The organism is Lentzea sp. NPDC036949 (assembly GCF_055608075.1).
In genome coordinates, this window is sequence record NZ_JBVJRA010000024.1 from 1 (window position 1) to 13,452 (window position 13,452).

General features: G+C 71.0%; 13 protein-coding genes. 3 read left to right on the top strand and 10 right to left on the bottom strand.

Translation table 11 applies throughout. The features are described from left to right. Positions 1–528 precede the first annotated feature (528 nt). Positions 529–1,803: a tyrosine--tRNA ligase gene (gene tyrS, locus ACZ7CD_RS37690; RefSeq protein WP_360397879.1), complete on the bottom strand. Its 1,275-nt coding sequence runs from the start codon at positions 1,801–1,803 to the stop codon at positions 529–531. Positions 1,804–1,924: 121 nt separating this feature from the next. Between tyrS and ACZ7CD_RS37695 the strand changes: the two genes are divergently transcribed. Further along, the gene (locus tag ACZ7CD_RS37695) at positions 1,925–2,326 is read left to right on the top strand and encodes a hypothetical protein (RefSeq protein WP_470380759.1); all 402 of its coding nucleotides are present in this window, start codon (positions 1,925–1,927) and stop codon (positions 2,324–2,326) included. A gap of 59 nt (positions 2,327–2,385) precedes the next feature. On the opposite strand, the gene ACZ7CD_RS37700 is transcribed toward ACZ7CD_RS37695, so the two are convergent. The 9 genes from ACZ7CD_RS37700 to argC are packed head-to-tail and all read right to left on the bottom strand — an operon-like array spanning position 2,386 to position 10,272. Next, the gene (locus ACZ7CD_RS37700; RefSeq protein WP_470380760.1) at positions 2,386–3,003 is read right to left on the bottom strand and encodes a DNA-3-methyladenine glycosylase; all 618 of its coding nucleotides are present in this window, start codon (positions 3,001–3,003) and stop codon (positions 2,386–2,388) included. Next, a complete protein-coding gene (gene argH / locus ACZ7CD_RS37705) occupies positions 2,993–4,384 on the bottom strand; it encodes an argininosuccinate lyase (protein WP_360397873.1) in 1,392 nt (463 codons plus the stop codon). The genes ACZ7CD_RS37700 and argH overlap by 11 nt, the downstream gene beginning before the upstream one ends. Positions 4,385–4,396: 12 nt before the next feature. Further along, positions 4,397–4,666 carry an argininosuccinate synthase gene (locus tag ACZ7CD_RS37710; RefSeq protein ID WP_458430904.1) on the bottom strand — a complete coding sequence of 90 codons (270 nt, stop codon included), beginning with the start codon at positions 4,664–4,666 and terminating at the stop codon, positions 4,397–4,399. Then, a complete protein-coding gene (locus ACZ7CD_RS37715; RefSeq protein ID WP_360397871.1) occupies positions 4,659–5,144 on the bottom strand; it encodes an arginine repressor in 486 nt (161 codons plus the stop codon). The genes ACZ7CD_RS37710 and ACZ7CD_RS37715 overlap by 8 nt, the downstream gene beginning before the upstream one ends. Next, on the bottom strand, positions 5,141–6,073 hold the full coding sequence (gene argF / locus ACZ7CD_RS37720) for an ornithine carbamoyltransferase (RefSeq protein WP_360397869.1): 933 nt from the start codon (positions 6,071–6,073) through the stop codon (positions 5,141–5,143). Before argF ends, ACZ7CD_RS37715 begins: the two co-directional genes overlap by 4 nt. Next, positions 6,070–7,203, bottom strand: a complete 1,134-nt coding sequence (locus tag ACZ7CD_RS37725; RefSeq protein WP_360397887.1) for an acetylornithine transaminase — start codon at positions 7,201–7,203, stop codon at positions 6,070–6,072. The genes argF and ACZ7CD_RS37725 overlap by 4 nt, the downstream gene beginning before the upstream one ends. A 20-nt stretch (positions 7,204–7,223) precedes the next feature. After that, entirely contained in the window at positions 7,224–8,102 is an 879-nt protein-coding gene (gene argB / locus ACZ7CD_RS37730) for an acetylglutamate kinase (RefSeq protein WP_470380789.1), read from the bottom strand. Continuing rightward, on the bottom strand, positions 8,090–9,262 hold the full coding sequence (gene argJ / locus ACZ7CD_RS37735; protein WP_470380761.1) for a bifunctional glutamate N-acetyltransferase/amino-acid acetyltransferase ArgJ: 1,173 nt from the start codon (positions 9,260–9,262) through the stop codon (positions 8,090–8,092). The genes argB and argJ overlap by 13 nt, the downstream gene beginning before the upstream one ends. Further along, positions 9,259–10,272 carry an N-acetyl-gamma-glutamyl-phosphate reductase gene (gene argC / locus ACZ7CD_RS37740; RefSeq protein ID WP_470380762.1) on the bottom strand — a complete coding sequence of 338 codons (1,014 nt, stop codon included), beginning with the start codon at positions 10,270–10,272 and terminating at the stop codon, positions 9,259–9,261. The genes argJ and argC overlap by 4 nt, the downstream gene beginning before the upstream one ends. Positions 10,273–10,479: 207 nt before the next feature. Here argC and ACZ7CD_RS37745 point away from each other — a divergent pair, with 207 nt between their 5' ends. Beyond that, complete coding sequence (locus ACZ7CD_RS37745; RefSeq protein ID WP_470380763.1) at positions 10,480–11,967, top strand: sensor histidine kinase; 1,488 nt, start codon at positions 10,480–10,482, stop codon at positions 11,965–11,967. After that, complete coding sequence (locus ACZ7CD_RS37750; RefSeq protein WP_360397861.1) at positions 11,964–13,445, top strand: sensor histidine kinase; 1,482 nt, start codon at positions 11,964–11,966, stop codon at positions 13,443–13,445. The genes ACZ7CD_RS37745 and ACZ7CD_RS37750 overlap by 4 nt, the downstream gene beginning before the upstream one ends. The last annotated feature ends 7 nt before the right edge of the window (positions 13,446–13,452 follow it).

The window sequence follows — 13,452 nt, forward strand, 5'->3', positions numbered from 1 at the left end:
GTCTAGCTACTCAAAGGAATACTCCTGACGAGGAGTATTCATATTACTGGCTGTGTTATCGGCACGCTGTTGAGTTCTCAAAGAACACGCGCTCATCATCACGGTCCGCCGCACGGCGACTCGATCCGAGGCTGTGTCGTACATAAGCTTGTTGTTGAAACTTCCGACGCCCTTGGCCTCTGAGCTCAGACGAGCTACCGGCTGGGTCTTCGTCGTTTCTCGGTCACCCACTCTACCACAGTCCGTGGAAGCTTGGTTCGTGACCCTCGTCGCGCTCCGTTCCGGTGTTCCCGGCCCGTTCCGCGCTGACATGGAGAAAGTTACACGCACGCCAACTCGGGGTCAAATCGGGGGCAAACCGTTCACCCGCGGTGGTGAAACCGCAGGTCAACAGCCCCGTACAGGACCCACGAACACGCTATCGCAGCCCCGATCCCCTGCACACTGTGACCGCGATCACGTTCAGAAAGATCGAAGGCCGCCCGCCCCGTGCGGGACAGACGGCCTTCGGACAGCTGTAGACCCAGGTCAGAGCGCTACCCGCACGCCGGCGTTGTTGCGCTTCCCCCGGCGGAGGACCAACCACTCACCGTGGAGCAGGTCCGACGACGACGGCTTCCACTCCTCGTCGGTCACCTTCGCGTTGTTCACGTAGGCACCACCCTCGTTCACCGTGCGCCGCGCGGCTCCCCTGCTGTCCGCCAGCCCACCGGCGATCAGCAGGTCGACGATCGTGGGCTCGTCCGCGAGCCGGACGTCACCGGTCGGCGCCTCCGCCAGGGCGGCCTTCAGCACCGACTCGTCCAGGTCCCGCAGCTCGCCCCGGCCGAACAGCGCCTGAGAGGCCAGCTGCACCTGCTCCGTCGCGCGCTTGCCGTGCACCAGGTCGGTGAACTCCTGCGCGAGCCGCTTCTGCGCCGAGCGCAGGTGCGGCTTCTCCGCCGTCTCCCGCTCCAGCTCGCCGAGCTCCTCGCGGGAGAGGAACGTGAAGAGCCGCAGGTAGCGGAGCACGTCGGCGTCACCGACGTTGACGAAGTACTGGTACCAGGCGTACGGCGAGGTCATCTCCGGGTCGAGCCACACGTTGCCGCCGCCGGTGGACTTGCCGAACTTGCGGCCCTCGGCGTCGGTGACCAGCGGTGCGGTCAGCGCGTGCACGTGCTTGCCCTCGACCCGGCGGATCAGGTCGACGCCGCCGACGATGTTGCCCCACTGGTCGGAGCCGCCGATCTGCAGCGAGGTGCCGTACTTGCGGTGCAGCTCCAGGTAGTCGTTCGACTGCAGCAGCAGGTAGCTGAACTCGGTGTAGGACATGCCGTCCGACTCGAGCCGGCGCTTCACCGTCTCCCGCGACAGCATGACGTTGACCGAGAAGTGCTTGCCCACGTCGCGCAGGAACTCCAGCGCGGTGACCTGGCCGGTCCAGTTGAGGTTGTTCTCGACGACGGCGCCCGTGGCCGAGGAGTCGAACTCGACGAACCGCTCCAGCTGGCCGCGGATCCGGTCGGCCCACTCGGCGACGGTGTCGAGCGAGTTCAGCGTGCGCTCGCCGGTGTCGCGCGGGTCGCCGATCATGCCCGTGGCACCGCCGGCCAGCACGATGGGCCGGTTGCCCGCCCGCTGGAACCGCGACAGCATCAGCAGCGGCACGAGGTTGCCCGCGTGCAGCGACGGCGCCGTCGGGTCGAAACCGCAATAGAGGGTGAGCGGGCCGGCGGCCAGGTCCTTCCGGAGTGCGTCGAGGTCGGTGGACGTCGCGATCAGGCCGCGCCAGGACAGTTCGTCAAGGATGTGCTCGCTCACGCGTCTCATTGTCGCCTACCTGGTCCAACGTGTTTCGACCCGGTACGCGGACGGGTACGCCAGCGCCATGACAGACCCACGTGATGCGGAGTTACGGCGGCCCACCGAGCGCTTGCCGCGCGTGAACGAGCGGGTGAACGAGCCGGTCGTCGAGGAAGTGGTCGAGCGCCGCGACGACACGTACCGCAAGGTGCGCACCGTGCACAGCGTCTGCGCGGTCATCGACGTCATGTGCTGGGTGTTCGCCATCGTGCTTCTGGTGCACATCTTCCTGGTGATCGCCGATGCCAACGCGACCAACGGGTTCTTCCAGTTCGTCGCGGGCTGGGCGGACGGGATCACCCTGGGCCTGGAGGGCCTGTTCACGCCGGACAGCCCCAAGGTGGCGGTGCTGTTCAACGAGGGCCTGGCCGCGGTGCTCTGGCTGCTCATCGGCACGCTGCTGACGAGCCTGATCACCCGGTTGGCGCTGCCGGTGGACCACCGCAGGGCCTGGTACCGCAGGACCACGGTGCGGCCGTAGCCGACGGCGGCGGGGTGGCCGAGCGCGTCACCCCGCCCGTCCCGTCCTCACCGAACGGGTCAGCTCGACTCCGGTGCCGGGTTCGCGCGCCGTTTCCCGCCGCGCTTGTAGGTCGACACGGACGGGGAGTCGATCCAGAACCGCCACGGCACGTCCATCGCCACGGCGACACCCACGCGCGGTCCGGAGTGCACGGTCGTCACCGAGTCGCCCGCGTACAACCGCACCGGCGAGTCAGCAGACGTCAGGTCGAGGCCGTTGGAGCCGCGGTCCAGCCCGAGGACCTTGCACAGCCGTGCGGGTCCCTTGGCCAGTTCCGCCGCGGAACGCGAGGCCGGGCGGCGGGAGAACGCGATGTCCTCGCCCTCGACGACCTCTCCCGCGCGCAAGAGCACCGCACCGGGCACGCCGTCGGTCAGCGACACGACGTTGGCGCAGAAGTGCATGCCGTAGACGAAGTACACGTACAGATGGCCGGCCGGGCCGAACATGACCTCGTTGCGGGGCGTCTTGCCGCGGTAGCAGTGCGACGCCGGGTCGTCGCCGCCCCGGTACGCCTCCACCTCGACGATGCGCACGCGCACGCCGCCGGTCTCCAGGAAGGACCCCAGGAGGAGCCGGGACGCGTCGACCGGGTCGACCGCCAGCTCCTCCCGGGTGAGCAGCCTAGAACTCACGGGCCGCCGATGCTTTGGCCATCAACGCGTCCAGCTGTTCGCGGACCCGCGGGGGTGCCGTGCCGCCGTGGGCGTTGCGGGACGCGATCGAGCCCTCGACCGTGAGCACCGAACGGACCGAAGGCGTCAACGCGGGCGAGATCGCCGCGAACTCCTCGTCGGTGAGGTCCTCCAGGCCCACGCCACGGGACTCCGCCGCGCGTACGCACGCACCCGCGGCCTCGTGCGCCACGCGGAACGGGACGCCTTCGCGCACCAGCCACTCCGCGATGTCCGTGGCGAGCGTGAACCCGGCCGGCGCGAGCGAGGCCATCCGGTCGACGTCGAACTTGAGCGTCGCGACCATGCCCGCGAACGCCGGGAGCAGCAGTTCGAGCTGTTCGACCGAGTCGAACAGCGGCTCCTTGTCCTCCTGGAGGTCGCGGTTGTACGCGAGAGGCTGGGCCTTCAGCGTCGCCAGCAGCCCGGTGAGGTTGCCGATCAGCCGGCCCGACTTGCCGCGCGCCAGCTCGGCGACGTCCGGGTTCTTCTTCTGCGGCATGATCGACGAGCCGGTCGACCACGCGTCGTCGAGGACGGCGAACCGGAACTCGGCGGTGGTCCAGATGATGACCTCTTCCGCGATCCGCGACAGGTTCACGCTCACCATGGCGAGCACGAACGCGATCTCGGCGGCGAAGTCGCGTGCGGCGGTGCCGTCGATGGAGTTCTCGACCGGTGCGGAGAAGCCCAGGTCGGCGGCCACCTTCGCGGGGTCGAGGCCCAGCGAGGAGCCGGCCAGCGCACCGGAGCCGTACGGCGAGAACGCCGCGCGCTTGTCCCAGTCGTGCAGGCGGTCGACGTCGCGCAGCAACGAGTGCGCGTGCGCCAGCAGGTGGTGCGAGAGCAGCACGGGCTGCGCGGACTGCAGGTGGGTGCGGCCCGGCATGACGGCACCGAAGTGCGTCTCGGCCTGTCCCGCCAGCGCGTCCACGACGTCCAGCACGCCCGCGGCGACCCGGCGGGCGGCGTCGCGCAGCCACATCCGGAACAGCGTCGCCACCTGGTCGTTGCGGGACCGGCCGGCGCGCAGCTTGCCGCCCAGCTCGGCTCCCGCGCGGTCGATCAGGCCGCGTTCCAGGGCGGTGTGGACGTCCTCGTCCTCCAGCACCGGCGTGAACGCGCCCGACTCGACGTCGGCCAGCAGCTCGTCCAGCGCCTTGTGCATGCCGGCGAGCTCGTCGTCGGTGAGCAGGCCCGCCGCGTGCAGCACACGGGCGTGCGCACGCGAGCCGGCGATGTCGTACGGCGCCAGCCGCCAGTCGAAGTGCGTCGACAGCGACAGGCGGGCCATCGCCTCGGCCGGTCCCGACTCGAACCGGCCACCCCACAAGGAACTCATTGCACGCAACTTTCAGCTAGCGAAGTCGTAGAGGGATTCTTCCGAACGGGCGACGATGCCCACCACGCGCCCCTCGGACAGCGTGATGTCGACCTCGCCGGAGCCACCGCGGATCGCCGTCCGCGCCACCCGCAGCGCCACCGAACCGAGGCTGGACCGCACCACGCCGGCGCGGAAGTTCAGCTCCCGCACGGCCTCGGGCACGGTCAGCGTCTCGCCGTCCACCGCGACCGGCACGCCCTCGTCGAACGTCACGACGGCGTGCACCGGGTGGTCATTCATCGCCGTTGACCGAGGCCAGCGCGGTGAGCCGCTCGGCCAGCTCCGCGCCGGTCATCGGCTCGCGGGCCACGACCAGGATCGTGTCGTCGCCGGCGATCGTGCCGACGACCTCGTGCAGCGCGGCCCGGTCGAGCGAGCTGGCCAGGAACTGCGCGGCGCCGGGCGGGGTGCGCAGCACCGCGAGGTTGCCCGACGAGTCGGCCGACACCAGCCACTCGCTGAGCAGCCGCACCAGCCGGGTGGTGCCGCCCTGCACGCCGCGCACCGGGCTGCCGTCCTCCGGGATCACGTAGACCGGCGCACCGCCGTCGGGTCCGCGCAGCTTGACCGCGCCGAGCTCGTCGAGGTCGCGCGACAGCGTGGCCTGCGTGACCTCGATGCCTTCCGCGGCCAGCAGCTTCGCGAGCTCGGACTGGCTGCGGACGGCCTGCTGGCTGACGATCTCGACGATGCGGCCCTGCCGGGCGGTGCGGGTCATGACGACTGCTCCAGCAACCACACGAGCAGCGCCTTCTGGGCGTGCAGCCGGTTCTCCGCCTCCTGCCACACCAGCGACTGCGGGCCGTCGAGCACCTCGTCGGTGATCTCCCAGCCGCGGTGCGCGGGCAGGCAGTGCAGCACCGTCGAGTCCGGCTTGCCGGTCGCGGCCAGCAGGTCGGCGTTCACCTGGTACGGCCGGAACGGGCCGACGCGGTCCTTGCCGTCGTTCTCCTGGCCCATGGACGTCCACGTGTCGGTGACCAGCACGTCGGAGCCGTCGACCGACTCGCGCGGGTCGCTGATCAGCGCCACCGAGCCGCCGGTCTCGGCCGCCCGCTTCTTGGCGTCCTCCAGGAACTGCGGGTTCGGCACGAACCCGGCCGGTGCGCCGATGCGGACGTGCATCCCGGCTGTGGCGCCGCCCAGCAGCAGCGAGTGCGCCATGTTGTTGGCGCCGTCACCGAGGTACGTCAGCGTGAGGCCGGCCAGCGTGCCGTAACGGCGGCGGATCGTCTGGAGGTCGGCGAGCACCTGGCACGGGTGGAACTCGTCGGTCAGCGCGTTGACCACGGGAACCCGCGACACGGAGGCCATCGCCTCCATGCGGGCCTGGGCGAACGTCCGCCACACCACGGCGTCGACGTACCCGGACAGGATCCGCGAGGTGTCCTCGATGGTCTCCTCGCGGCCGAGCTGCATGGAGCGGCCGTCGATGATCACCGGGTTGCCGCCGAGCTGGGCGATGCCGACCTCGAACGACAGCCGGGTGCGGGTCGAGTTCTTCTCGAAGATCACGGCGACGGACTTCGGGCCCGCCAGCGGCTTCGCGGTGAACCGGTCGGCCTTGTAGGTGTCCGCGAGGTCGAGGACGGCGGCCTGCTCGGCGGTCGTCAGGTCGTCGTCGCGGAGGAAGTGCCGCAGAGTCACGCCTGCTCCTCGAAGAAGGTCGGCAGCGCGGCCACGAACGACTGCGCGTCGGATTCGTCCAGCACCAGCGGCGGGGCGAGCCGCAGCACGTCGGGCTGGATGGGGTTGATGAGGTAACCGGCCTTCTGCGCGGCCGCCGCGGCCTTCGCCGAGACCGCCTCGCGCAGCGTGATGCCGAGCAGCAGGCCAGCTCCCCGGACCCCGGTGATCGCGGGGTGGTGCAACGCCTCGACACCGGTGGCGATCTCCTTGCCCACCGCGGAGACGTGCTCCAGCAGGCCTTCGGAGGCGATCGTGTCGAGCACGGCGAGCCCGGCGGCGCAGCAGACCGGGTTGCCGCCGTAGGTCGTGCCGTGGTGGCCGGGCTTGAACAGCTCAGCCGCCGCGCCGAAGCCGATGGTGGCGCCCAGCGGCAGGCCACCGCCGATGCCCTTGGCGAGCGTCAGGACGTCCGGCACGATCCCGGCCTGCTGGAACGCGAACCACGTGCCGAGGCGGCCGATGCCGGTCTGCACCTCGTCGAGGATGAACAGCGCGCCGTGCTCGGCGGTGATCCGGCGGACCTCCTGGAGGTAGCCCGCCGGAGCGACGACGACGCCCTGCTCGCCCTGGATCGGCTCGACGATGAACGCCGCCGTGTCGTCGTCGATCGCGGCTTCGAGTGCGGCCACGTCACCGAACGGGACGTGCTCGACACCGGGGACGAGCGGTGCGAACGGCGCGCGCTTGGGTTCCTGGCCGGTGAGCGTCAACGCGCCCATCGTGCGGCCGTGGAACCCGCCGACGGTCGAGACGACCTTCGTGCGGCCGGTGAGGCGGGCCATCTTCAGCGCCGCCTCGTTGGCCTCGGCGCCGGAGTTGCAGAAGAAGACCTTGCCGGGCTCGCCCGCGATGTCGAGCAGGCGCTCGGCCAGCTTCAGGGCGGGCTCGTTGACGTACAGGTTGCCGGTGTGGCCGAGCTTCGCGATCTGCGTCGAGACCGCCTCGACGATCGCCGGGTGCGCGTGGCCGAGCGCGTTGACGGCGAGACCCGTCAGCAGGTCGACGTAGCGGTTGCCGTCGGCGTCCCAGACGTGCGCGCCCTCACCGCGTTCGAGCTGCAGCGACGGTGTGCCGTAGTTGTCCATCATGGACTGTTGCCAACGCGTGGTCACTTGTCCCCCAACACCATGGTTCCGACACCTTCGGAGGTGAAGACTTCGAGCAGAACGCTGTGGGCCAGCCGGCCGTCGATCACGTGCGCCTGCGGGACGCCGCCGCGCACCGCGCGCAGGCAGGCCTCCATCTTCGGGATCATGCCGCTGTCCAGGCCCGGCAGAATCCGCTCCAGCTCGGAGGCGCGGACCTGGTTCAGCAGCGACGAGCGGTCCGGCCAGTTCGCGTACAGACCTTCGACGTCCGTGAGCACGACGAGCTTCTCGGCGCCGAGAGCGACCGCGAGAGCGCCGGCCGCCGTGTCCGCGTTGACGTTGTGCGGCACGCCTTGGACGTCCGGCGCCACCGACGACACGACCGGGATGCGGCCCGCGCGCACGATGTCGAGCACCGCGTCCGGGTTGACCTTGGTGATGTCGCCGACGAGGCCGATGTCGACCTCCTCGCCGTCCACGAGTGCGCCGCGGCGGGTGGCGGTGAACAGGTGCGCGTCCTCGCCGGAGATGCCGACCGCGTACGGGCCGTGCTGGTTGATCAGGCCGACGAGCTCGCGCCCGACCTGGCCGACGAGCACCATCCGCACGACGTCCATGGCTTCCGGCGTGGTCACGCGCAGGCCGCCGCGGAACTCGCTGTGGATGCCGAGCCGGTCGAGCATCGACTTGATCTGCGGGCCGCCGCCGTGCACGACGACCGGGCGCAGGCCGCACAGCCGCAGGAACACCATGTCCTCGGCGAACGCCTTCTTCAGCTCGTCGTCGACCATGGCGTTGCCGCCGTACTTCACGACCACGAGCGCGCCGCGGAAGCGTTCCAGCCACGGCAGCGCTTCGACCAGAACTGCCGCTTTTTCCTGTGCGTTCACGATGAGTATGCGCTGTTCTCTTCGACGTAGTCGTGGGACAGGTCGGTGGTGAGGATCGTGGCCTCGGCCTCGCCGACGTTGAGGTCGATGACGATCTCGATGTCACGGCCGGACAGGTCGGCCTCGGACCGGTCGCGGTCGCGGGTCCCGTTGCGGTACAGCGACACGCCGTTGATCAGGATCTGCAGCACGTCCGGGTCGATCTGCGCGTCGGCCCGGCCCAGCGCCATCGCGATCCGGCCCCAGTTGGGGTCCGAGCCGAACAGCGCGGTCTTCACCAGGTTGTCCTCGGCGACGGTGCGCCCGACGAGAACGGCCTCGGCCTCGGTGGCGGCCTGCTTCACCGTGATGCTGACCTCCTTGGTCACGCCCTCGGCGTCACCCTGCAGCTGCTTGACCAGGTCGCCCGCGACCTCGGTGAGCAGCGCGAGGAAGTCCTCGTAGGACGGCTCGACGCCCGAGGCGCCGGAGGCGAGCACCAGCACGGTGTCGTTGGTCGAGGTGCCGCCGTCGACGTCGAGGCGGTCGTAGGTCCTGGAGGTGGCCGCGCGCAACGCCCGGTCCAGCTCCTCGCCGGAGATCCTGGCGTCGGTGGTGAGGACCGACAGCATGGTGGCCATGTTCGGGGCGAGCATGCCCGCGCCCTTCACGAACCCGCCGATCGACCAGCCCTGCCCGGAGTCCTTCCACGACTGCTTCGGGCGGCTGTCCGTCGTCATCACGCCGGTGGCGGCGTTGAGACCGGCCTCCTGCGACGACGCGAGCTCCTTCGCGGCCGTCTCGACCCCGGTGAGGACCTTGTCCATCGGCAGCCGCTCACCGATCAGGCCGGTGGAGCACACGGCGACGTCGACCGCGCCCGTGCCGAGCACCTCGGCGACCTTCTCGGCGGTGGCGTGCGTGTCCTGGAAGCCCTCGGGGCCGGTGCACGCGTTGGCGCCGCCGGAGTTGAGCACCACCGCGGTGAGCCGGCGGGACTGGACGACCTGCTGCGACCACAGCACGGGCGCGGCCTTCACCTTGTTGGTGGTGAAGACACCCGCGGCGGCGTCCTGCGGCCCGTCGTTCACGACGAGGGTCAGGTCGAGGGCACCGGACTCCTTGATCCCGGCGGCGACTCCGGCCGCGCGGAAGCCCTGGGGCCCGGTGACGCCCTTGCTGCGGTTCACGGTGCGACTCCAACGGTCGAGAGGCCGGTCGTCTCCGGCAGGCCGAGAGCGAGGTTCATGCACTGAACGGCGGCACCGGCGGTGCCCTTGGCCAGGTTGTCGACGGCCGCCACGACCACGAGGCGGTTCAGGTCCGTGTCGACGGTGACCTGCAGCTGGACGGCGTTGGACCCGAGGACGGCGTTCGTCGTCGGCCACCTGCCCTCCGGCAGGAGGTGGACGAACGGCTCGTCGGCGTACGCCTTCTCGTAGGCAGTGCGGACGTCACCGCCGTCGCGCAACGTGGCGGTGCACGTGGCGAGGATGCCGCGCGACATCGGCGCCAGCACCGGCGTGAAGCTGACCTTGACCGGCCGACCGGCCACGCCGCTCAGGTTCTGGGTGATCTCGGGCGTGTGCCGGTGCGCGCCGCCGACGCCGTACGCGCTCGCGGAGCCCATGACCTCGGAGCCGAGCAGGTTCGTCCTCAGCGACTTGCCGGCGCCGGACGTGCCGGACACGGCGACGATGACGACCTCGTCCTCGATGAGGTCCACGGCCGGTGCGAGCGCCAACGACGACACGGTCGGGTAGCAGCCGGGAACGGCGACCCTGCGCGCGTTGACCAGCTTCTCGCGGTGTCCGGGCAGTTCGGGCAGGCCGTAGGGCCACGAGCCCGCGTGCGTGCCGCCGTACCAGCGGGTCCAGTCGCCGGCGTCGGTCAGCCGGTGGTCGGCGCCGCAGTCGATCACGACGGTGTCGTCGCCGAGCTGGGCCGCGAGCTCGGCGGAGTGGCCGTGCGGAAGTGCGAGGAACACCACGTCGTGCCCCCTGAGGGTGTCGACTGTGGTGTCTTGTAGCTGTCGGTCGGCGAGCGGCAGGAGGTGCGGCTGGTGCTTGAGCAGCTGGTCACCGGCGCTGCTGTTGGCCGTGAGCGCACCGATCTCGACGTCCGGGTGGCCCAGCAATAGGCGGAGCAGCTCGCCACCCGCGTACCCGCTGGCGCCCGCGACCGCGATCCTCACTGTCATACGAATGATTATGCACGCCCATGCAAACTCACTCAACTGAAAGTGCACGCGGGGAGCTTTCGTACCCTCCTGGTGCACGCGGGGAGCTTTCGTACTCTCCTGGGGCACGCGGGGTCCCCGCGTGCCGGCAAAACGTGGCCGGGTGGCTGGGGGATTGGGGTCGGGTGGCGCTGGGCGCCACCGGGGCGGTCGGCGAGGATGATCGCCGTGAACGTGAGGCTGCGCGACGGGTTGTGGGCGGGCGGTGCCCTGCTGCTGGCGCTGATGTCGCTCATGACACCGCTCGGCCGGCCCGCCGCGCCGTGGCTGGTGGTCGCCTCCGCCGTGTGGGCCGCTGCGGTGGTGCCGGTCAGTGCTCGCTGGCCGCGGGCGGCGCTGCTGCTCACCACTCCCCTGCACGCGGTCAACAACCTGCTTGCGATCGCGCCCACCTCGCTCGTGGTCTTCCGCGTGGCCAGGACGGTCCCCGCCCGGCAGCTGTGGCTGCTGGTGCCCGCGACCGCGGCGCTGCAGGCCGGGTTCGGCGGGCTGCACTCGTGGCTCAACGGCGACAACGTCACCGAGTACCTGCTCGGCACCGGGTTCTCGGTGGTGTTCCTGCTGGTCTTCCCGGCCGTGGCCGGTGCGCTCGTCGGGCGCCGCAAGCCGTTGACGCAGGTGCTGATGGAGCGCAACGACTACCTGGAGCACGCGCGTGTGCTCACCGCGAGCACCGCCAGGTCCGACACCAGGGCGCACATCGCGAGCGAGATGCACGACGTGCTCAGCCACCGGCTCCGGCAGCTGACCGCGCACGCGGGCGCACTGGAGGCCGCCGCCGCCGAGCAGGCACCGGAGCTGCGCGAGCAGGTGGAGCTGATCCGCAAGACCTCCGCGGTCGCGATGGACGAGCTGCGCGAGATCCTCGGCGTTCTCGGCACGGCCACCGAGACCGGTGAGGACGCCGGGACGCGCGCCGACGTCGAACGGCTCGTGGCGGCGTCGCAGGACGCGGGCGTCTCCGTGCACCTGCGGTGGACGGGCGACGATCTGGCCGATGCCGACGCACGGCTGCGCAGGGCCGTTCATCGGGTCGTGCGTGAAGCACTCACGAACGTGCACAAGCACGCGCCGTCAGCCCAGACCCGCGTGTCGGTGCACGTGGCCGAACGGGTGCGCGTGGAGGTGGTCAACGGCCCGAGCGGCGAACCCCGCGGTGGCGGCACCCGGCGCGGGCTCATCGGCTTGGAGGAACGGGTCACGCTCATCGGCGGGCAGTTCGACGCGGGCCGGCTCGCGGGCGGGTTCCGGGTGGCGGCCGACCTGCCGGCGCACCCGGTGGTCCAGGAGGAGACGGGCGCGACCGGTGCCGTCGCGGAAGCGCCGCCGCCGGTCACCGCCGACGTCCTCACCGTGCCGCGGGTGGTCGGCAGCAGCTGCCTCGGCGTCCTCGCCGTCGTCCCCGCCGTGGGCACGGTGCTGGTGCTGGTGGTGATCGCGGTGTTCGGCCGCGGCGAGATGACCCGGCAGGAGTTCGACGGCTACCGGGTGGCGGTCACGCACGAGGCCGAGGTGACCGAGACGCACGGCTTCGGCGTGCCCGCCGACGGTCCCGGCTGCTACCGCTACCCCGTGCGCGACGACGACGGGCACGACTTCGAGCTCTGCTTCACCCGGCAGGGCCTGCTGACGACGAAGAGGGAGCTGGCGCGGTGAGGGTCGCGTGGCCGGTGCTGGCGTTCCTGGTCGGTCTGGTGCCGCTGCTCGCACCGCTGGCGCCGGTCCCGCACCCGGCGCTGACCGTCGCGACCGCGCTGTGGGTCGCGGTGCTGGTGTGGCTCGCGCCGCTGCGGCCGGAGTGGGCGCTGCTGCTCACCGCGCCGCTGTTCGCGGTCAACAACCTGTGGGCGCAGGCCGTGACGATGTTCGTGGTCTTCGCCGCGTGCCGGCGCGTCTCCCGGTTCGGCCGGCTGTGGGCGTTGCTGGGGCTCATGACGGTGCTGCAAGGCGGGTTCAGCCTGCTGCAGGAGAGCTACCGCACCACGCCACCGGCCGAGTCGCTGCTGGCCGCGGCGGTCGGGTCGGTCTTCTTCATCTTCTTCCCCGCGGTGTCGGGGATGCTGCTCGGCCGCCGCAGGCCGATGGTCCGGCTCCTGCGGGAACGCAACGAGTACCTGGAACGAGCGCGCGCGCTCACCGCCGCGTCGGCCCGTTCCGAGGAACGCGCGCACATCGCGGGCGAGATGCACGACATGCTCGGCCACCGGCTCAGCCTGATCTCCATCCACGCCGGCGCGCTGGAGCTGACGACCGCCCGCAGGGCACCGCAGCTGCAGGAGCAGGCCGAGCTGATCCGCACCACGTCCTCGCTCGCGATGGCCGAGCTGCGCGAGATCCTCGGCGTGCTGCGGACCAACCCCGAACCCGAGTCGCTCGACGAGGACACCGGCACCAGGACCGACATCGCGAACCTGGTCGAGAACGCGGCCGCGGCGGGCGTCGCGGTCACCCTCGACTGGTCCGGCGACGACCTGCACGGCGCCGACCCGCGGACCCGGCGCGCGGTGCACCGGGTGGTCGGTGAGGCGCTGAGCAACGTCCGCAAGCACGCGCCGAAGGCCCGCACCAGGGTGCAGGTCGCCGTTCAGGGCGGACGGGCCAGGATCCAGGTCCTCAACGGACCGACCACCACCGTGCCCGGCAGGGGCACCCGGCGCGGCCTGGCCGGCCTGGAGGAACGGGTCGGGCTGCTCGGCGGCGCGTTCAGCGCGGGACCGCCGCACGAGGGCGGTTTCCGGGTGGCGGCGGACGTGCCGCTGCACCCGGCATCGCAGGCCGACCAGTTCGCCGCCGAGGTGCAGGAGGTGCCGCCGCCGCTCGCGGCCGAGGTGCTGACCGTGCCGCGGGTGCTCGGCGGCGGCTGCCTGGGGTTGCTCGCGCTGCTGCCGATCAGCGGCGCGCTGATCGTGCTGCTGGTCTTCGCGCTGTTCAACCCGACGCAGATGAACGCGCCGTACTTCGACTCGCTGCGGGTGGGTGTCACCACCGAGGAGGAGGTGTTCGACCAGTACGGGTTCGGGCAGCTCGGCGTGGACAGCTGCTCGCGCTTCCGCAGCTCGCACGACGCGGACCTGCTCTACAAGCTGTGCTTCCGCGAGGGCAGGCTGATCTCCAAGGAGCAGGAGCGCCCGTAGGGTGGGC